Genomic DNA, 20,258 nt, shown 5'->3' with positions numbered 1-20,258 from the left:
TCACGCCGCTGGCAGTTGCAGTGGCCGCAGCGGTGGTGGCGCCATTACCCAGAGCCAGGGAGTTGGCGATGCTGGCGTTGGCACCGTTGCCCAGGGCAATGGCATTGTCGGCCGAAGCGGTTGCCACCGGGCCGATGGCTACGCTGTCGAGGCCGGTAGCCGTGCTGTCGCCCAGGCTGGATTCGCTGTGGAAATACTTGATGCCGTCGCCATTGTTGATGATGTTGCCCAACTGGGTGCTGAAGCTGTTGCCCAGGTTGGTGATGGACGTGTTGAGGCTGGTGCCCAGGTCGGTGACCGAGGTGTTGGTGGCATTCAACTGGCTACCGTTGACCGCCTCGGTGCTGGTGGCGCTCAAGGTGCCGGCGGCGACGTTGCTCAGGGTGGTGGCGGTGCCACCTGGGTTGAAGGTCACCGAGGTTTTAGTACTCACATCATCGTACTTGACGCCCACGGCGGCGGTATTGGCCAGGCTGGTGCTGAGGCCGGTCAAGGCAGTGCCCACGTTGTTGCTGATGGCAGGGGCGCTGGCATTGCCGGCGGTATCGATGGTGGTGGTGCTGTAGCTCGGTGCGAGCCAGGCCCCCGTGGTCGGGTCCAACTGCGCGCCGCCACCCAGAGCGGTGGTGAATTGTTGATCCTGGGCGCCCAAGGCATTGACTGCCGTGTTGGTCGCGTTCAATTGGCTGCCATTGATCGCATTGGTGCTGGTAGCCGAAACCTCGCCTGCGGCGACGTTGGTGATCTGCCGTTGCTGGGTTGCATTGCCAACACTGAGCACGCCCACAGGCGCAGTACCGGCGTAGGTGTAAGTGGTGCCGTTGATCACGCCATTGGTCGTCGCAGTAGCAGCAGTGGTGGTGGCGAAAGAGCCCAACGCCATGGAGTTTGCGACCGTAGCACTGGCGTTGTTGCCCAGGGCGACACTGTTATTGCCTGACGCAGCGGCCTCACCGCCAAGCGCGACGGCGCCGGCTGCCAGCGCCTGGGCCTGCCAGCCCAACGCAAGACCGTCAATGCCGGAGGCGGTGGATTCAGAGCCGATCGCGACGGAACCGTTACTCTGGGCGCTTGATAAGTTCCCCAAGGCGATCGCTCGACCACCCGTTGCAGTGGTGGTGGCACCGTTACCAAGGCTGATGGATCCGCCGCCGGCTGCTGTGGCCAACGGGCCGATGGCCACACTGTCGAGACCGGTGGCGCTGCTGTCACCCTTGGTTGAAGCGCTGTGGAAGTACTTGATGCCTGTCCCGTCGTTGACCATGCCGCTCAGTTGGGCACCCTGGGCGCTGACGGTGGTATTGGTAGCATTCAACTGGGTGCCATTGACCGCCTCGGTGCTGGTGGCACTCAAGGTGCCGGCGGCAACATTCGCCAGCGTGGTTGCAGCGCCAGTCGGGTTGAACGTCACGCGGGCCTTGGTGGCCGCGTCGTCATAGTTGACACCCACGTTAGCGCTGTTGGCCAGGCTGGTGCTCAGGTTGGTCAATGCATCACCGACATTGGCGCTGGTGGTGGCGGTGGTGACATTGCCCGCTGCATTGACAGTGGTGGTGCTATAGCTTGGGGCGGAGATCTGCCCGGTAGTGCCGGTGACTTGAGCGCCACCCCCCAGCGCGGTGGCCGTTGAAGTTGCGGTGTTGAACAGTTCGGCGCCGTTCACGGCGTCCTGCGAGGTGGCCGACACAGTGCCGTTCGCAAGTTGCAGAACCTTGGTGCCACGCATGTCGAGGGTATTGATATGCGCGCCGGCGGTCACCGGGGCCAAAAGTGTTGCGGTGGAACCGCCATTGACAAAGAGTTCGTTACCCAGCGTCAACGACGTTGATCCCAGGCCTACCAGCCCCAGTGGGTTATAGAACAACGAGTGATCAGTTTGAGTGTCCTTATTGGCAGGGGTACACGCCGCGGCGTTAGTTATGCCGCTTATCGAGCCCGAGTCACCTACACGGCTGCACCCGGAGTCAGTGCCGTCGTTGACGTAAATACCATCGCCTGGCCCTGCAACAGCGATGGATACAATCCCGAGAGTCAACATCATCGGCATGAGAGCAGTGCGTACTGTGCGCAAGCAGAGTGAAACAGCATTGATAGAGCCAGGCAGTTGTTGTACGCCCAGTGCCGTTTGCGCCTTGGCCAAACCACTTCGATCAATGACCGCGCGACGGCTGCTTCGCCCGCCACCGCTGCTTGCGTGTTCAGAGACGACCAACCAACAGTGTTTTGAAACGCTCCAAATCACAGCATGTATTTTGTTCATGTCGATGGCGTAAGCCGTCTCCGCAAAAATAATTAAGTTGGGGTTCCGTTAATCATTCGCGCTGAAACTCGCTGGATAACAGAATTGAATTTAGCAGGCTTTTTAAAATGAGCGACTTCCCACTCGTATGGGTTGAGAGTGCTAGCTTTTAATGCTTATTGAGTGTGTTTGTTCATGGGAACATCTGGGTCGCTCACGTCTCATGGAACAAACTGACGCTCGTATCGGCCTGGCCTGGTTGCTCTTGTCTACGCTCAGGCGGGGTCTGCCTCAAGCACCTACAAGCGATGCATATTCAAGCAATCTGAATCCCATGACTCTGTAGGAAATTTCCTGCCGGCCGCGAACGGACATAGCGCTCGTAAACCGCTATTCGGCAGAGTCAATACGATAATTATCAAAGAGATAGGCGGGCTTATGACGCGCGTAGCATTCAATGTTGATTCGAGTAGGGCGTCCTGATCGGGAAAATTTCCCACGCCTGCGCTTGGGCGGTACAGATGCGGTGCTACCTCAATCGGTCTTTTGAGCTCGACGCAGCAAGCCTCCTGCTGTCTTTCGCGCAGATGCTGCTCACGGTGCTCCGGCAGCGACGCGTTGCCTGGCGCTTTATGCACTGACACATCAAAACCTTCTAAAGCGAAGTTTTTTTTGCATCCTTTGAAATGTTTAGTAACGGAGTTTTGTTTCACCACTCGGAAAAAATACCCAGGTTTTTGCTTCCTGGAAACGACTTGAGGTGTAGGACATTTAATAGGGATTTTTCACCCTACAGCCAAAGATTCCCCCTCCCCAAGTGTAGGAAAAAAGATTTAGCGAGATAATTTCTCGGTTCGGCTAAGTGTCTAGCGGTAGTTTCGAATAATTGATGTAGGAAATTTCCGAGCGTGATGTGCTCATGTAGGTGTGCTGTATTGAGTATTCATGCAAATGTGAACAAAGGTGACGTATTGATATTTTTTCAAGCGGGATGTAATACTCTTTAAACGTTATGTTTATTGGGTGGGCTCTCACATAAACCGTCATTGGCTCGCGGACAGGAATAGCTATCTTTTTGTGCGCCGTTTTGGTGCGGGTGGGCGCAGCCAGCTGTTTAAAAATGGGTAAAACCTGAAGCAGGGCGCCCAGTTGCCCGCCGCTCGCTGAAGGTAAAGTCATCGCAGGGTGAAGTACCACGCTATCGGTGTGGGTATTCAGTTATTACACGAAAGTTCGCTGCTTGTTGCAGCTTCTCAGCGGAGTTTATATGCCAGGACGGCAACCCTTTAGAGGCTGTCGGCCAAGCATTAACTCCAGTTTCAGTTGTTGTTCGTGACGCAATGGCGTGTCGCGCAAAGAGTGTCTGGAGGGTGTATGGCTTCAAATAGCTTTCAAAACGAAGTACCCAAGGCTCGGGTAAATATCAAGCTCGATTTGCACACCGGCGGCGCGCAGAAAAAGATAGAGCTGCCACTCAAACTCATGGTTATGGGTGATTACAGCAACGGTCAGGAACAGCGTCCGTTGTCTGAACGAAACAAAGTGGACATCAACAAGAACAACTTCGACAGCGTGCTGGCCGAGTTTTCCCCCAGTGTGAAACTGGCGGTGGAAAACACCCTGGTCGAGGGCGACGCCGAAGCGGCCATCGCGCTGACCTTCCGCAACATGAAGGATTTCGAGCCCGAGCAGGTCGCCCGGCAAATGCCGCAGCTGCGCGCCCTGCTGGCGATGCGCAACCTGTTGCGCGACCTCAAATCCAACCTGCTCGATAACGCCACCTTCCGCCATGAGCTGGAGCGCATCCTCAAGGACGACGCCCTGAGCGACGAACTGCGCGCTGAACTGGCCGCCCTGGCGCCACCGTCCGCTCGTTGATTGCCCTTGGTCCGCTGATAAGGAATTTTGATCATGTCCGTCGAACACCCATCGTCACAACCGCAGCAAACCCAGACCTATGCCGCCGAAGTCGGCCAGGGCGTGTATAACGCGTTGTTCGCCAAGATCAACCTCAACCCGGTATCGGAGTTGGGCGCGATCGAGCCCTTCCAGAATGCCGAAGTGCTGTCCGAAGCTTCGCCCGATGAGCGAGTGACCGCAGCAGTCAGCGTATTCCTCAACCTGCTCAAGCAGTCGTCGCAGAAAGTCGAACGCCTGGACAAGACGCTGCTGGACGAGCACATCGCCGCGCTGGACACGCAGATCAGCCGTCAACTCGATGCGATCATGCACCACCCGGATTTCCAGCGCGTCGAGTCCACCTGGCGCGGCGTGAAGTCGCTGATCGACCAGACCGATTTTCGCCAGAACGTGCGCATCGAGCTGCTGGATATCAGCAAGGATCACCTGATCCAGGACTTCGAAGACGTACCCGAAATTGCCCAGAGCGGCCTGTACCAGCACACCTACACCCAGGAATACGACACCCCGGGCGGTGAGCCGATTGCGGCGGCCATTTCCAACTATGAGTTCGGGCGCGGCCCGCAGGATATTGCCCTGCTGCGCAACATTTCCAAAGTCGCCGCTGCCGCCCATATGCCGTTCATTGGCGCGGTGGGGCCGGCGTTCTTCGGTAAACAGTCGATGGAGGAAGTCGCGGCGATCAAGGACATCGGTAACTACTTCGACCGCGCCGAATACATCAAGTGGAAGTCGTTCCGTGATAGCGACGACTCACGTTACATCGGCCTGCTCATGCCACGCGTACTGGGGCGCCTGCCCTATGGTCCGGACACCATCCCGGTGCGCAGCTTCAACTACATCGAAAGCGTCAAGGGCCCGGACCACGAGAAATACCTCTGGACCAACGCCTCGTTCGCCTTCGCGGCCAACATGGTCAAGAGCTTCATTACCAACGGCTGGTGCGTGCAGATTCGCGGCCCGCAGTCGGGCGGTGCGGTCACCGACCTGCCGATTCACCTCTACGACCTGGGCACCGGCAACCAGGTGAAGATCCCGTCCGAAGTGATGATCCCGGAAACCCGCGAATTCGAATTCGCCAACCTCGGTTTCATCCCGTTGTCGTACTACAAGAATCGCGACTACGCGTGCTTCTTCTCGGCCAACTCCACCCAGAAACCCGCGCTGTACGACACCGCCGATGCCACGGCCAACAGCCGCATCAACGCGCGCTTGCCCTACATCTTCCTGCTGTCGCGCATCGCCCATTACCTCAAATTGATCCAGCGCGAAAACATCGGTACCACCAAGGACCGCCGCTTGCTCGAACTGGAGCTGAACAAATGGGTAGGTGGCCTCGTCACCGAAATGACCGACCCGGGTGATGACCTGCAAGCCTCCCACCCATTGCGCGATGCGCGGGTGACGGTCGAGGACATCGAGGACAACCCGGGGTTCTTCCGCGTCAAGTTGTATGCGATTCCGCACTTTCAGGTCGAAGGCATGGACGTCAACTTGTCGTTGGTTTCGCAGATGCCCAAGGCCAAAGCCTGACCCCCTTCGCAAGGACACGATGTGATGAAGATCGACCGCCCCCTGTGGGCCGCGGGCGCCTTGCTGTCGCCGCAACAGTTCCAGCAGCAGGCGCGTTGGGAGGCGTGGGCCGACGACCGTCTGGCCCATCTCTGCCTCGTACACCCCTGGGGGGTTTGGGGGGTGGCCTTCGATTTGCAGGCCTTGCACCTGGGCAAGCTCAAGGCCACGCAGCTACGCGTGCGCCTGCCCGATGGCACCTTGATCGACACCGACCATGTGGATCGCCTGCCACCGGCGCTGGAGCTGGCGGGGCTGCTGTCCGATTCCCGCCGCAGCGCCACCTTGGTGCTGGCGTTGCCGCTGGAACAGGCCAATGGCAATAACTGTGTGTTCGAAGGCACGCGGGTCGACCGGCCCGTGCGCTATCGCCAGGACTGGCGCCAGGTCCAGGATGTGTATGGCGATGAGGTGCAATCGATTGGCGTGCTCGAACATGCGCTGACGCTGCGCCTGGCCGACGATGACAACGCCGACTACCTGACCTGTCCCGTCGCGCGGCTGATGCGTGACGGGCAGGGCGCCTGGCACCTGGACCCTGATTTTGTCCCGCCCTTGCTCAGCTTCGCCGCCCACCCGGGGTTGGTGACCCAACTGGACAACCTGCTGACCCAACTGGCCGCCAAGCGTCAACGGCTGATGGGCATGCGCCGCGAAAGCAACCAGCGCATGGCCGATTTTGCCGTGGCCGACGTGTCGCTGTTCTGGTTGCTCAACGCCTTGAACACCTATCAACCGGTGCTGGCCGACCTCAAGGCTCACCCGGCGCGGCATCCCGAGCAGGTGTACCAGGCGCTGATCAAACTGGCCGGTGGCTTGCTGACGTTTTCTTTGGAACACGATATCGACCAGATTCCAGCCTACCGGCATGAGCAACTGGAAACCGTGTTCCCGCCCTTGATGCAGACCATTTCCACCTTGCTCGAGGCTAGCCTGCCGTCGCGGGTGGTGGCGCTGGTGCTGGAGGAGGTGGCCGCGAATCGCTGGCAGGTCACGCTCAACGATGCCCGCCTGCGTGAGCGCGACGGTGCCGATTTCTACCTGTCTGTGCGCTGCCGAATGCCGGCCGCGCAGTTGCAAAAACACTTCCCGCGTCTGTGCAAAGTCGGCACGCCGGACGACGTCAACCAATTGGTCAACGCCGCGCTCGACGGTATTCCGCTGCAGCCGCTCAGCCATGTACCGGCGGCGATTCCACTGCGCCTGGAAAACCAGTATTTCGCCCTCGACCTTGGGCACCCCAAGGGCCAGGCCATGCTCGCCGAAGGGGTTTGTGCGCTGTACGTCCCCAGCACGCTGGTTGACATCAAACTTGAACTCTTCGCGGTATTGCGCGCATGAACCTGACTGCCTCGAAAAAGAACCCGGCCTCGGCGCTGGATATCGACAAACTCTTGCAAAACAGCTACCTGCTGGTGGTCGAACTGCGCCAGGGCGCAGAGGTGCAAGACACCTCCGAGCTGTGGCGTTGCTGCGTGCGGCAGGTCAAGCAGGTGTACCAAGCGTTGCAGGCGGCCGGTGTGAGCAACAAAAGCACGGCGCTGATCTGCCATGCTCAGAGCGCGCTGTTCGATGAAACCGTGCTGAACCGTGCCACGGGGCCGGCCCATGCGCGCTGGGCGAGCAAGCCCTTGCAGGCCCACTTGTTCAACCGTCACCAGGCGGGTGAGTTCCTGTATGAGGACATGCGCCAGGCCCTGCGCCAGCCAATGCCCGACCTGTTGGTGCTGACGGTGTTCCAGCGCGTGATGTTCCTGGGTTTTCGCGGGCGCTACCCGGATCTCAACCACCCCGAGCGCCAGCGGCTGATGGACGCCCTGAATGCGCACGTTCCGCCCCTGAAGCTCAACCCGATGCTCACCACCCAGGGCAGCGGCCCACGCAACGAGCGGCTTGGCACCTTGCGCTCGCCTTGGGTTCGCCTGGCCATGGCGGGCGTGCTGCTGGTCGGCGTCTGGTGGGGGCTGGACCAGATGCTCGGTGGCCTGGTCGCCACGCTTGCTCCTGGCCAGGCGTGAGGCTGCGATGACACTCAACTTGATACGAGGGCTCTGGCTGTGGGCCGGGGTGCTGGTTGTGACGCTGGCACTGATAATTCCGGCCTCGGGCTGGGTGCGAGCGGCAGCGATTTTGACGGTCGTGCTGGCCTGGGTCTGGGCAGAGCGTCGTTTCGCAAAGCGCGGCGCGCAACTGCTGCCGCCGGGTGAGACGCCCCTGCCGGCGGCAACTTATCGCCAGCCCGTGGTGCTGGTGTGTGGCGATGGGCTCACGGGACTGTTCGGTGCCGTTCCCGCCGACCAGTTGGCGCTGCGGGTGACTGCGCAAGGTTGTTATGTGCGGGTGCCTGCGCTGGACCAACTGGGTACGGCAGTGGCGGGCGTGTTGACGCAACGCCCGGACTGGGGTGGGCAACTGAACGTGATGTTTTGCGTCAACCCCGTTGAACATACGGATGAAGGCGAGTTGGCGGGGCGGATACGTGCCTTTCGCCACCAACTCACGCTGGCGCGAAAACGCGGCCTCGCGTTGCCCTTGATGCTGGTCAGTTATGGGCAGACCACCACTGACGAAGACGCCTGGTTCAGTTGCGAGAGCGGCGAGCCCGACCTGTGGGTGCGCAGTGCCGGTGCCTGTGCCAGCTTGAGCGATTGGCAGCGCCAGGCCGTCGACAGCGCCCACGGTACGGAGCGTCTGGCCATGGGCGTACAGGTCGGCAGCCTGGCCGCGTGGCTCAAAGACAAGGTGCTGTCGCACTTTACCGGGCGTGACGGGCGTGTGCCGCTGGTGTGGGCGATGACGCTGGTGCCGGCCGTGCCTCAGCGCGTGCCCGGCAACCTGTGGCAGCAATGGCTGCGCGTCAGGGTCGCCCTCGGCGCGTCCGAACCCTCGGTGGCCGGTGCGAGCCTGCCATTTCCCGATCCTTTGCTCAACCTGCTGCCCCTGCGCATTCGGCGTTCTGCGCGGTTGCGTGCGGGCATCCTGGCGGTGTGGTTGTTCACCCTGGCGGGCGTGGTGGCGTTGGCCAGTTCGGCCTGGCAGAACAACCTGCTGCTGCGTCAGGTCAGTGATGACCTGCGCCGCTACCACGCCATCCCGCTGGCCGAGCGCCGCGACCAGCCGCAATTCCTCCTGCGCGAAAACGCAGTGGCCGTATTGCGCGAAGACGCTGCGCGACTGGACGACTACTACCGCCAGGGCGAGCCGTTGGCCCTGGGCCTGGGCCTGTATCGCGGCGAGCGCCTGCGCCTGCCGTTGCTGGCGACCATCGCCGCCCACCGCCAGCCACCCGAGGCACCGCCGCCGGTGAAGATTCCCGACCCGGTGCGCCTGGACAGTCTTTCGCTGTTCGACCCCGGCCGGGCTGAACTCAAGGCCGGCTCCACCAAGGTGCTGATCGACGCGCTGGTCAACATCAAGGCCCAGGCCGGTTGGCTGATCGTCATCGCCGGGCATACCGATATCACCGGCAGCCCCGGCCAGAACCTTGAGCTGTCCCGCGCTCGCGCCGCTTCGGTGCGCGACTGGATGCAGCGCATGGGCGACATTCCCGACAGTTGCTTCGCGGTCCAGGGCTTCGGTGCCCAGCAACCCGTGGCGAGCAACGACACCGACGCCGGGCGCGCCGCCAACCGTCGCGTCGATATTCGTCTGGTACCGGAAGCGGGGGCCTGTGCGCTGCCCGCTGCGGGGCCGGGCAAGACCCCGCCTGTCGCATTCCGCGACACGCAAACCCCGAGAAAAGGAGCTTCAAATGGCAATTCCCGTTTACCTCTGGCTGCAAGATGATGGCGGCGCGGAAATCAAAGGTTCCGTGAACGTGCAGAAGCGCGAAGGCAGTATCGAGGTCATCGCGCAGGACCACAGCCTGTACATCCCCACCGACAACAACACCGGCAAGTTGACCGGCACGCGGGTGCACACTCCGTTCCTGTTCAGCAAGGAAATCGATGCGTCCAGCCCTTACCTCTACAAGGCTGTGACCACGGGCCAGACGCTCAAAAGCGCCGAGTTCAAGTGGTACCGCATCGACGACGCCGGCCAGGAAGTCGAGTACTTCATCACCAAACTGGAGAACGTCAAGGTCGTCAAAGTCGCGCCGAAAATGCACGACATCAAAGACCCGGGCAAGGAGAAGCACAACCACATGGAACAGGTCGAGCTGCGCTACGAGAAGGTCACCTGGACCTACAAGGACGGCAACATCATCCACTCCGACGCCTGGAACGAACGCCAGAGCGCCTGATGCGCGGATACCGGCAGGCGATGTGCGCCTGCCGGTTCGCGGTGTGCAGGGTTGAGCGCCCGTTCGCGGACGCTCAGCCAAACACATCGAGCCTTGATGACACGCCGAGCCCACAGACCAGAGATGTACGCCCATGGCCCAGAATTCCGCGCTTTTGCTTCGCCGCCTCAATCCGTATTGCGCCCAGGCACTGAGTGCTGCGGCGACCTTGTGCCAAAGCCGTGCCCACGGGCTGATCAGTATCGAGCACTGGTTGCTCAAGCTGCTGGAGCAGGGCGAGGGCGACCTGACCGTGATCGCCCGGCGTTATGAATGGGACATGGACACGCTGTGGCGCGGCCTGCTCGATCATCTCGACAGCCTGCCGCGCAGCGTGCAAAGCAAACCGCAGCTGTGCGACAAGCTGTACCACTTGATCAAATACGCCTGGTTATACGCATCGCTGGACAGCCGCAACGAGAGCATACGCTCGGTCCATCTGCTCGCGGCCTTGCTGGATAATTCCGATCTGCTGGCGTGCGAGTCCGCCTGGCCGTTGCTCAGCGTCAGCGAAACTCAGTTGAAACGCCTCTCCGAGCTGCTCGACCAGCAGTCGATAGAGCGTCCACAACTGCAGCAGCTCTCCACGTTGGAGCTTGCCGATGGCGCGCCGCTCGACAGCGCCTCGCTCCCCGAACTGCAGGAGGCGTTGCAGGGCATCCTCGACCGCTTCACCCAGGATGTGACCGCGAAGGCCAGGGCAGGACAGATCGACCCGGTGTTCGGGCGCGACGATGAAATCCGCCAGGTCATCGACATCCTCAGCCGCCGGCGCAAGAACAACCCGATCCTGGTAGGCGAGCCTGGCGTGGGCAAGACTGCGCTGGTCGAAGGGCTGGCGCTGCGCATCGCCGAAGGCAACGTGCCCGACAGCCTCAAGTCGGTCAGCCTGCGCACCCTGGACCTGGGTCTGCTGCAGGCCGGCGCCGGGGTCAAGGGAGAGTTCGAGCAGCGCCTGAAAAACGTGATCGACGCCGTGCAGCAATCGCCGCAGCCGGTGCTGCTGTTCATCGACGAGGCCCACTCCCTGATCGGCGCAGGCAATCAGGCCGGCGGTGCCGATGCTGCCAACCTGCTCAAGCCGGCCCTGGCCCGTGGCGAATTGCGCACCATCGCCGCCACCACCTGGAGCGAGTACAAACAGTATTTCGAGCGGGACGCGGCCCTGGAGCGGCGCTTCCAGGTAGTCAAGGTCGATGAGCCGGACGATGCCAACGCCAGCCTCATGTTGCGCGGCCTCAAGGCGCGTTACGCCAGCCACCATGGCGTGCACATCCAGGACGCGGCGGTGCAGGCAGCGGTCAGCCTGTCGCGGCGCTACGTTACCGGGCGCCAACTGCCGGACAAAGCCGTCGACCTGCTCGACACCGCCAGTGCCAGGGTGCGCATGGGCCTGGACTGCGAGCCGCAACCCCTGGTGCGCCTCAAAGCCCAGCAGGCTGCCCTGGAACTGGAGCACTTGGCCCTGGAAGAAGACCGCAAACTCAATGGCGCCGATGCCGAGGAACGCCTGGAGGCGATTGCCGGCCAGCACGCCGACCTGCAGCATCGGCAAGCGGCCATGGAGGAGCAATACCGCCACGAACTCGACCTCACCCGGCAACTGCTCGCGGCACGCCTGGCCGAACCGTCGAGCCGGGACGCTTGCCTGCACCTGCAACAACAATTGCGCGAAGTCCAGGGCAACCAACCGCTGTTGTCGCTGGATGTGGATGTGCGCAGCGTGGCCGAAGTGATCGCCGACTGGACCGGCGTACCCCTGGGCAGCCTGCTCAAGGACGAACAGGCCAACCTGCTGGAACTGGAGCGCCAACTGGGCGAACAGGTGATCGGCCAGGACCACGCCCTGAGCGCCCTGGCCCAGCGCCTGCGTGCGGCCAAGACCGGCCTGACCGACGACAAGGCGCCGCTGGGTGTGTTCCTGCTGGTGGGCACCAGCGGCGTCGGCAAAACCGAAACCGCCCTGGCCCTCGCGGACAAATTGTTCGGTGGTGAACGATCCCTGATCACCATCAACCTCTCGGAATACCAGGAAGCCCACACCGTCAGCCAACTCAAAGGCTCGCCACCCGGCTACGTGGGTTACGGCCAGGGCGGCGTGCTCACCGAAGCCGTGCGCCAACGCCCCTACAGCGTGGTGCTGCTCGATGAAGTGGAAAAAGCCCACCGCGACGTGATCAACCTGTTCTATCAAGTGTTCGACCGTGGCTTCATGCGCGATGGCGAAGGGCGCGAAATCGACTTTCGCAACACCGTCATCCTCATGACCTCCAACCTGGGCAGCGACGAACTGCAAGCCTGCCTGCAAGAGTTCCCCGGTGCGCCGGACAGCACCCTGCAAGAACTGCTGCGCCCGATCCTGCGCGAGCATTTCCAGCCGGCCTTGCTCGCCCGCTTCCAAACCCTCATCTACCGCCCGTTGCTGGCCGATGCCCTGCAACGCATCGTCGCCATCAAGCTGGGCCAGGTTGCCAAGCGCTTGCAGCGCCATTACGGCGTGCACTGCCGCATCGACCTGGCACTCAACCAGGCACTGGTTGCCGCGTGTCTGCTGCCCGACACCGGTGCACGCAACATCGACAGCCTGCTCAATCAACAGATCCTGCCGGTACTCAGCCAACAACTGCTGCGACGCCAGGCCGCCCACGAAAAAACCACCGAAGTGACCCTGGGCTACAGCGAGGAGGAGGGCATCGTCCTGCACTTCACCGACGGCCAAGACCATGACACGCCGGTCGCCCTGGAGGCCTGAACATGCTCAATGAACTGCGCACCTTCTTCGACCACAGCCGCCACAAACTCGCGGTCTACGGGCTGGATTCGGTGTTGGACGTACTGGCCTTCGAAGGCCACGAAGGCCTGAGCCAGCCGTTCAACTACCGCGTCGAATTCACCTGCATCGACGGCGACATCAGCGCCGACAGCGTGCTGGGCCAAGACGCCAACTTCAGCCTGCACGGCCCCGGCCTGAACTCTGGCATGGCGGCGCTCAAGGCGGTAGGCATTGAGGTACCGCCGGTCAAGCCACTGCGCACCTTGCACGGCGTGGTCACCGGCTTCAAACGCCTGTCCGGCTCACTCGACGAAGCCCGTTACGAAATCACCCTCGAACCGCGCCTGGCCTTGCTCGCCCGCGGCAAACAATTTCGTATCTACCAACACCAGTCGGTGCCGCAGATCGTCGAAAGCATCCTGCGGACCCGCCATGATTTCGAAGGCCAGGACTTCCTCTTCAACCTGGTGCGCGAATACCCCAAGCGCGAACAGGTCATGCAGTACGACGAAAGCGACCTGGCCTTCATCTCGCGCCTGTTGGCCGAGGTGGGCATCTGGTACCGCTTCACCCGCGACGAACGCCTGAACATCGACGTGGTGGAATTCCACGACGACCAACGTCACTACCAGTTCGACGTGCAACTGCCGTACCGCCCGCAATCGGGCATGAACAGCAGCGGCGAAGACGGCGTATGGCGCCTGCAATCGAACCACAAGGTGGTGGAGCAACACGTCAACATCCGCGCCTACCACCACCGCGTCGCCAACGCCTATCTCGACGGCGACATTGACCAAAGCCGTGGCGCCAAAGGCACCTACGGCGAGGCCTACCACTACGCCGAGCCCTACAACCTCATCGGCGACCGCTACGACCAGGACGAAGACCTGCAAAGTGAAAGCGGCTACTTCTACGCACGCCTGCGCCACGAACGCTACCTCAACGGCCAGACCCAACTCAGCGGCATCAGCAGCAGCCCCAGCCTGACCCCCGGCCAAGTCCTGAAAATCTCCGGCGGCGCGCCCAATGCCTTCACCCCAGGCGCGGTCATCACCCAAGTCACCACCCACGCCGCCCGCGACCGCAGTTTTGAAGCCAGCTTCCAGGCCATCCCGTATTCAGAAACCGTGTGCTTTCGCCCAGCGCTGCTGCCCAAACCGCAAATCGCCGGCACCGTCCCGGCCCGCGTCACCAGCCCCAAAGAACACGACCCCTACGGCCACATCGACCTCGAAGGCCGCTACAAAGTCCACTTCCTGTTCGACCGCGACACCTGGAAACCCGGCGAAGAAAGCCTCTGGCTACGCCTGGCCCGCCCCTACGCCGGCGACACCCACGGCCTGCACCTGCCACTACTGGCCGGCACCGAAGTGGCCATCGCCTTTGAGCAGGGCGACCCCGACCGGCCTTATATCGCCCACGCGTTGCACGACAGCCAACACGTCGACCACGTGACGTTGGGTAAACGCGACTACACGCGCAACGTGCTGCGCACGCCAGCCAACAATAAGCTGCGCATGGAAGACTTGCGCGGGCAGGAGCACGTCAAGCTCAGTACTGAGCACAGTGGCAAGAGCCAGTTGAATCTGGGGCATTTGGTGGATGCCGAGAAGAAAAAACGCGGGGAGGGCTTTGAACTGCGCACTGATGGTTGGGGCGCGATTCGGGGTGGGAAGGGGTTGTTTATCAGTGCCGATGAGCAGGTTAAAGCAGGCGGAGAACAACTGGATATGGAAGCGGCGATTGAGCAGCTTCAGAGCGCGTTGTCGCTCGCTCGCTCCATGGCCCAAGCTGCGCGTAGTGCCAACGCCAGCCCCAGCGATATAGACAGCCAGGAAGGTTTGCTCGACCGACTGACCGGGTTGGCGCACCCTGGTGTACTGCTGCATGCCCCAGCGGGCATTGGCGTACTCAGCCCCAAGGCGGTATGCCTGTCTTCTGGCGCGGAAAGTGTCGGCATCATGGCTGCGCACAACACCGATATCAGCGCGGGGCGTGACATCACCGTCACGGCCGAGAGTGGTGTCAGCGTGTTTGCGCAACGTGCAGACCTGCAACTCAAAGCGGCAAAGGGCAAAGTCGAACTGCATGCACAGGGCAACGATCTCCACGCATTGGCAAAAAACGACATCAAGATCGAAAGCGTCGAAGGCCGCATAGAAATCAGCGCCCCGCAGGAGCTGGTCCTTAGCTGTGGTGGTGCCTACATCCGGATCAGTGGCGGCGAAATAGAGCTGGGTGCCCCCGGCAATATCTATCTCAAGGCTGCGAATGTGCAAAAGCTTGGAAGCGCCAATCTTGATACTCCGGTGCCTCCGTTGCCGGCGGGTTATGCCGGGGGGTACACCTTGAAAGATGAAGCTCAGGTGCCGATGCCATTTTCCCGCTACCGGATTACTACTGCGTCGGGTGAGATATTCAATGGGGTGACTGACAAAGATGGTCAGACCATGAGTGTTCATACCTTGGTGCCGGGCGGATTGAACATGGAGTTTCCAAATGAAAGGAAAGAGTCTGGGCCAGGACAGTGGGTGACAATCGACCACGATTATCATGGGCTGAAGAATACAGCACTTATGGCCCTTAACCGCCTCACATCGATGGGCGATGAGGGAAGGCTTTTTGGGTCAGAAAGCAAGGACTACCTTAACACTAAGCGCGACAAGGTTCAGGAGTGGAAGCCGTTGCCTGACGATATCGATGAAGCAATTAGAGCGCGCTCTGCAATCCGAAAATACGGAGAAAATAGGCGAATACCTCAAACATATTTAGAAGGGGACGATGCCTGGGCTACTGGCGGGCGTTCGACGTATTGGCAGCCGCCAGTTTCGGATCATGTATATGAAAGTAAGTAGGTGTCGAATGAGTGTTAAATGGATTTATTGGTTCTGGGGCAGTATGGAGTTGCTGTATGTCGGGCAGTTTTTATATTTTGGGATTTTGCGGGATGAAATTCCTTTTTATAGTGCCATCCGATCTTTTGCCGCGTTGAGCTCGGAGCACGGTCCCGCAGCGGTTGTGCTTTTTGTGCTGTCGCTCTCGTTGAGTGTTTCGATTGTTTTCTCAATGCTGATGTTTTTTTTCAGAGCGAGATGGGTGCCATATATGGTCTATGTCCAAACTCCACTTAGGCTGTTATTTGCGGTGCCTTCAGTAACGCTTCTCCCCTGGTTTTTGAAAACGTGTGGTATTACTTCGCCGACATTGTTGCTTGTTTTTCTATTGCTTTCTGAAGTGGTGAAATGTTTTTCCATCTTTTTTCGAAAGCATTTTTCCCGTGCCTAAGTCATTGACTCGAGAAGGTGCTAAGCGGTCGTCCGCATCAATTGATTCGGCCGCCTTTTCGTTCGCCCAATAACACTTTATTTGTAAGGACCGTCATGAACGACACCCTTCACCGTACGGACACCCTCAACCCGCGTAAAGACGTTGTCGGGGGCAAGCAGAAACAGCATTGGGTCGAATTCCAACTGCTGGACGAGCAGGGCGATCCCCTGGCGAACATGCCCTATCGTGCGGTGAACGACGCCACGCGCGCAGGGTGTGCTGTTGAGTGCTCGGGCCAAAGTGATGCCGAAGGGGTCATCCGTCTCGACGGGCTACACCCGATACCCATCACGTTGTTAATGACGGTCAAACCTTTCGCCGAGCAACTACAAACCCGTCGCCTGCGTGCGCTGCGGCCAGAGCCGCCGCGGCCTGTCATTGGTGACCGGTCGCCGCTGTATGGTCCGCAGCGTTCGGGATTCTCACCCATTGAGAAACAGGCCCGCGAGGCAGGTTACGACTATCACTACCTGCGCATCGGTCAACTGTGCGACGAGGCTCCTGTTTTCGACCCTCCGTTGGCAGACCCGGACCAACTTCCGGCTTTCCATTTTCCGGACCCCAACTTCAGTGGCTTTACGGTGGCCTACGAGGAGCTGAATCGCCGTCACGTACTGGAAATCTGCCCGTATCGCGCCTGGTCATTGCTACTCCATCATCAGCCTGAATACAGCATGGCCAATGCCTACAACCTTGGGCTGATGTCGACCCTGACCTACAGCATCGTGGCCCAGGAGGCGTTAAAAAAACGACCGGGCACCGACCCCAGTACCATCTCCGGTTCGGTAGAGGAGTTCTTTTATCGCCAGTGCCTGGATCTGTCGCGCTCGCCGGTGATAATCGACTTGCCGGCACTGGTGGTGGACGTACCCTTTGACCATCGCTACACCACCGCTGTCATGCTTGATTCTTCAGCGGCCGAAGTACCGCCGGGTGAGGCGGGAATTCCGTGGTACATCATCGAAAACACCCAGCTGTTCTATTGCGTCAACTCGACCCAAGTGGTCGTGGCTTGGCGCGGGACTCAGGAGCCTATGGACTGGGCGACTGATGCGCTGTACCGCCCAATGCCGACCGATGGCAGTGGTTGCGACGTGAAATCAGCGTGTACGCCGCTGACGGATGCAGGCAGTGTTCATTATGGGTTTTTGCATGCGTTTGAGGTCGCTAAGAGGCTGTTTCCAAGAGATTTTAATGACATTCAGAAAGCATTAGCCAACAGAAAATTATTTGTTTGCGGCCATAGCTTGGGCGGCGCTCTGGCTCTGATTCACTGCGCAGAACTGAAAGATCGCAATCCAGTGCTCTATACCTACGGCATGCCCCGCACCTTCACCGCCAAGGCGCTGGAGCGTCTGAAAGCGGTGACGCACTTCCGCCATGTCAATGATGCGGACCTCATCACCAGCCTGCCGCCCGAGGCGGCGTTGGATAACTGGCTGTACGGCGTCCTGGGCCCGCTGGGCTCCACCCTGGGTTATACCTGGTCCGTGGGCCAGTTGGTGGCCGGGAAAATTGTCAGCTTTGGGGACCCCTACTGGCATCACGGGAAAATCGCCATGTTCTACCGAGCTGACCAGCATGTGGAAACGAGGGCTTCCAACTCCCCGGCCGAGCGCGGTAAAGAAGGACTTGGCGCTCCCTATTACACCACCGTTCTTAAGCGACTACCGCATCGCACACGCATTTATTTGGTACCGAGCCTGAGCGATGAGTTCAGTCGCTTCGCCCATGAAGATCAGAAAATCCTGATCCGTTCATTGAACCGGCAAAACCTGGCGGATCTGTTTCCATCGCACACCAACCCCGAGCGAAGTTCCAGCCGCACCAGTCCAAAAGACCACAAGATGAACGACGCCTATCTACCGTTCTTGCATAACCAATTGTTGGAGCTTATCGACCCCGACCGGCCGCTCAAGCGCAAGGAAGATCGTGCGCAGTTCGAGGAGCAAATGCGCACGGTGGGCGTTCCCGAGACGGAAATACGTCGTAACCAACAGTTTCTTGCTCTGCAAACGTTACTGCCCATGGCGTTGCGCGCGACTGAAGAGCTGGAAGGTGGGCCCGAAGCCCTGAAGCGGTTTGCCCGCAAACGGGAGTTCGGCGTAATGATCGAGATCACCCAAGCCCGAAGGAACCCTTCGGGACGTCACAGCGAACCAAGCGCCTCAATCGCAGGGGAAACGCTTATCTCATGAACATTTCGACTACTGAAAAAAACGAAACCGTGTGCGATTTCGTCGACCACCACATTGCGCCGCAGGAGCAAAAAATGAGCATCGACGGCACCAACTGTCACCGAGGAACTCAGCGTTTGAATACACACCTATGCCGCATGAGCGGTGTTCTGTTGTTGCTGTTCAGCGTTAGCGGCTGCGCCCAGAACCAAACCTTGTCGCCACCACCGGGAGGGGAAGAGGTCAGCATTACGGTAAAGGTCCCACCGAACCTTGCAGCGGAACCCATGAGGGTGATGTACCGCTCCGAGAAATGCCCCATCAAACGTTCCGGGGTGGATTGGTCCAGTTATGAGGAGGATGGCTACCTGTCTACTACGGTCCAGCCGCAGCAGCAGGGGCAGAGCGATATATATGAGGCGAAGCTGGCCATCAATGGCGGTACCCGATGTCAGTGGCAACTGAGCAACGTCACTTTTGGCGTTACCTATGCCAACACGGCGCACTTTGGGTCGCACGTTAAAGCTGGTTTGGGAGGGGGCGGCGTTATCGTGATGTTTGATGAGCGTCTGCCACAACGGCGTTCTGTTTTTGAGCCCACGAGAAAGGTCAGTGGTGATCTGCTGATTAGGAAGGACTACTACCCTTTGGTTAACGAACAATTTATTGGTAAGTATGAAAAGGCTGTTTGGCTATTTGGCGAAGGCGAAATCTATTCTTACTACCGTGCCCCAAATGCTCGAAGGGTAGCATTCGAGCCCCAGTTGTATGCTGACTATGTGCTGTATTCGGTAGAGCCTAAGGTGCAGAACGAGGGATATAGACGCGACACATACCCTGATGGAAGTGTGACGTCCGATGGCCGTGACCCGAGTTTTAAAAGGCTACAAGCCATTCGCTTGGGACGACCGCAATGACCGTCAAGCTTCCATCTCCACTTTCCGTCACTTGGGGTGAGGTATGAGCACACTCATCCGCCGTGCCATGGGCAGCTTGTTGCTGCTCACTCTCACTGCCTGCGCCCAGAGCAAAACCTTGTCCCCGCCACCGGGAGGAGAGCAGGTCAGCATTACGGTAAAGGTTCCCCCGAATCTCGCAGCGGAACCCATGCGGGTGATGTACCGCTCGGAGAAGTGTCCGGTCAAGCGCTCTGGGGCGGGCTGGTCCAGTTATGAGGAGGATGGCTATCTGTCTACAACTGTCCAGCCGCAGCAGCAGGGGCAGAGCGACGTGTACGAGGCGAAGCTCGCTATCAACGGCGGCAGTCGATGCCAGTGGCAACTGAGTAACGTCACCTTTGGCGTCACCTATGCCAACACGACACGCTTCGGGGAGAACGTTAAAGCGGGCCCAGGGGGGGGGAGTGATTGTGATGTTTGATCAGCACCTGCCCCAACAGCGCTCTGTTTTTGAACCCACGAAAAAAGTCAGTGGTGACGTGCTGATCCGCAAGGACTACTACCCCAGGGTTAGTGAGCATTTCCTTGGAGGATATGAAAAACTCGCGTGGTTGCTCGGTGAGGGCGAGATCTATTCTTATTATCGCGCCCCAAATGCTCGGAATGTAGTATTCGAACCCCAGTTACATGCTGACTACGTGTTGTATTCGGTGGGGCCGAAAGTGAAAAGAAAAGGAAACTATACCCGCTATACCTATCCTGATGGCACTGTGACTGCTGATGGTCGTGACCCAAGCTTCAGGAGGCTTCAAGCCATCCGGTTGGGAACGCCGCAATGACCATCAAGCTTCCATGTCCACTTCCCGTCACTTGGGGTGAGGTATGAACACACTCATCCGCCGTGCAATCGGCAGCTTGCTGCTGCTCACTCTCACCGCCTGCGCCCAGAGCAAAACCTTGTCCCCGCCACCGGGAGGAGAGGAGGTCAGCATCACCGTAAAGGTTCCCCCGAATCTCGCAGCGGAACCCATGAGGGTGATGTATCGCTCCGAGAAGTGCCCGATTAAAC

General features: G+C 59.8%; 12 protein-coding genes and 3 pseudogenes. 14 read left to right on the top strand and 1 reads right to left on the bottom strand.

All coding sequences use genetic code 11. The annotated features are described in order from the left end of the window. Positions 1 to 1,864, bottom strand: a pseudogene (locus E4P00_RS27685) (hypothetical protein); the annotation flags it as partial. 1,749 nt (positions 1,865 to 3,613) lie between these two features. On the opposite strand from E4P00_RS27685, the gene tssB reads away from it, so the two are divergent. From tssB to E4P00_RS27615, 14 genes and pseudogenes are all read left to right on the top strand, one after another. Continuing rightward, on the top strand, positions 3,614 to 4,117 hold the full coding sequence (gene tssB / locus E4P00_RS27680) for a type VI secretion system contractile sheath small subunit (protein WP_065944094.1): 504 nt from the start codon (positions 3,614 to 3,616) through the stop codon (positions 4,115 to 4,117). 33 nt (positions 4,118 to 4,150) lie between these two features. Further along, positions 4,151 to 5,692 (top strand): type VI secretion system contractile sheath large subunit, encoded by a 1,542-nt coding sequence (gene tssC, locus E4P00_RS27675; protein ID WP_065944093.1) that lies wholly within the window; start codon positions 4,151 to 4,153, stop codon positions 5,690 to 5,692. A 24-nt stretch (positions 5,693 to 5,716) separates the two neighbouring features. Continuing rightward, complete coding sequence (gene tssK / locus E4P00_RS27670; RefSeq protein ID WP_248133402.1) at positions 5,717 to 7,072, top strand: type VI secretion system baseplate subunit TssK; 1,356 nt, start codon at positions 5,717 to 5,719, stop codon at positions 7,070 to 7,072. Next, positions 7,069 to 7,749 (top strand): type VI secretion system protein TssL, short form, encoded by a 681-nt coding sequence (gene tssL / locus E4P00_RS27665; RefSeq protein ID WP_078820964.1) that lies wholly within the window; start codon positions 7,069 to 7,071, stop codon positions 7,747 to 7,749. The genes tssK and tssL overlap by 4 nt, the downstream gene beginning before the upstream one ends. A 7-nt stretch (positions 7,750 to 7,756) precedes the next feature. After that, a complete protein-coding gene (locus E4P00_RS27660; RefSeq protein ID WP_248133401.1) occupies positions 7,757 to 9,517 on the top strand; it encodes an OmpA family protein in 1,761 nt (586 codons plus the stop codon). Then, a complete protein-coding gene (locus E4P00_RS27655) occupies positions 9,483 to 9,974 on the top strand; it encodes an Hcp family type VI secretion system effector (RefSeq protein ID WP_216091133.1) in 492 nt (163 codons plus the stop codon). Before E4P00_RS27660 ends, E4P00_RS27655 begins: the two co-directional genes overlap by 35 nt. 133 nt (positions 9,975 to 10,107) lie before the next feature. Further along, entirely contained in the window at positions 10,108 to 12,765 is a 2,658-nt protein-coding gene (tssH, locus tag E4P00_RS27650; RefSeq protein WP_248133400.1) for a type VI secretion system ATPase TssH, read from the top strand. A gap of 2 nt (positions 12,766 to 12,767) precedes the next feature. Continuing rightward, a pseudogene (gene vgrG, locus E4P00_RS27645) lies at positions 12,768 to 15,110 on the top strand (type VI secretion system tip protein VgrG); the annotation flags it as partial. 538 nt (positions 15,111 to 15,648) lie between these two features. Beyond that, positions 15,649 to 16,071 (top strand): hypothetical protein, encoded by a 423-nt coding sequence (locus tag E4P00_RS27640; protein ID WP_248133398.1) that lies wholly within the window; start codon positions 15,649 to 15,651, stop codon positions 16,069 to 16,071. Between the two features lie 95 nt (positions 16,072 to 16,166). Continuing rightward, complete coding sequence (locus tag E4P00_RS27635; RefSeq protein ID WP_248133397.1) at positions 16,167 to 18,311, top strand: lipase family protein; 2,145 nt, start codon at positions 16,167 to 16,169, stop codon at positions 18,309 to 18,311. After that, entirely contained in the window at positions 18,308 to 19,207 is a 900-nt protein-coding gene (locus E4P00_RS27630) for a hypothetical protein (RefSeq protein WP_248133396.1), read from the top strand. The genes E4P00_RS27635 and E4P00_RS27630 overlap by 4 nt, the downstream gene beginning before the upstream one ends. Positions 19,208 to 19,250: 43 nt before the next feature. Next, positions 19,251 to 19,670 carry a hypothetical protein gene (locus E4P00_RS27625; RefSeq protein ID WP_248133395.1) on the top strand — a complete coding sequence of 140 codons (420 nt, stop codon included), beginning with the start codon at positions 19,251 to 19,253 and terminating at the stop codon, positions 19,668 to 19,670. Further along, complete coding sequence (locus E4P00_RS27620) at positions 19,663 to 20,028, top strand: hypothetical protein (RefSeq protein ID WP_248133394.1); 366 nt, start codon at positions 19,663 to 19,665, stop codon at positions 20,026 to 20,028. Before E4P00_RS27625 ends, E4P00_RS27620 begins: the two co-directional genes overlap by 8 nt. A gap of 43 nt (positions 20,029 to 20,071) precedes the next feature. After that, a pseudogene (locus tag E4P00_RS27615) lies at positions 20,072 to 20,258 on the top strand (hypothetical protein); the annotation flags it as partial.

The sequence above is a fragment of the Pseudomonas sp. B329 genome (assembly GCF_023127835.1).
GTDB classification, from domain to species: domain Bacteria; phylum Pseudomonadota; class Gammaproteobacteria; order Pseudomonadales; family Pseudomonadaceae; genus Aquipseudomonas; species Aquipseudomonas synxantha_A.
Note: the sequence above shows the minus strand (reverse complement) of the source record. Positions and strands in the feature narration are given on the sequence as shown.

Coding starts and splice junctions, on each gene's coding strand:
- tssB (WP_065944094.1), top strand. CDS start 3,614: ATGGCTTCAAATAGCTTTCAAAACGAAGTACCCAAGGCTCGGGTAAAT.
- tssC (WP_065944093.1), top strand. CDS start 4,151: ATGTCCGTCGAACACCCATCGTCACAACCGCAGCAAACCCAGACCTAT.
- tssK (WP_248133402.1), top strand. CDS start 5,717: ATGAAGATCGACCGCCCCCTGTGGGCCGCGGGCGCCTTGCTGTCGCCG.
- tssL (WP_078820964.1), top strand. CDS start 7,069: ATGAACCTGACTGCCTCGAAAAAGAACCCGGCCTCGGCGCTGGATATC.
- E4P00_RS27660 (WP_248133401.1), top strand. CDS start 7,757: ATGACACTCAACTTGATACGAGGGCTCTGGCTGTGGGCCGGGGTGCTG.
- E4P00_RS27655 (WP_216091133.1), top strand. CDS start 9,483: ATGGCAATTCCCGTTTACCTCTGGCTGCAAGATGATGGCGGCGCGGAA.
- tssH (WP_248133400.1), top strand. CDS start 10,108: ATGGCCCAGAATTCCGCGCTTTTGCTTCGCCGCCTCAATCCGTATTGC.
- E4P00_RS27640 (WP_248133398.1), top strand. CDS start 15,649: ATGAGTGTTAAATGGATTTATTGGTTCTGGGGCAGTATGGAGTTGCTG.
- E4P00_RS27635 (WP_248133397.1), top strand. CDS start 16,167: ATGAACGACACCCTTCACCGTACGGACACCCTCAACCCGCGTAAAGAC.
- E4P00_RS27630 (WP_248133396.1), top strand. CDS start 18,308: ATGAACATTTCGACTACTGAAAAAAACGAAACCGTGTGCGATTTCGTC.
- E4P00_RS27625 (WP_248133395.1), top strand. CDS start 19,251: ATGAGCACACTCATCCGCCGTGCCATGGGCAGCTTGTTGCTGCTCACT.
- E4P00_RS27620 (WP_248133394.1), top strand. CDS start 19,663: ATGTTTGATCAGCACCTGCCCCAACAGCGCTCTGTTTTTGAACCCACG.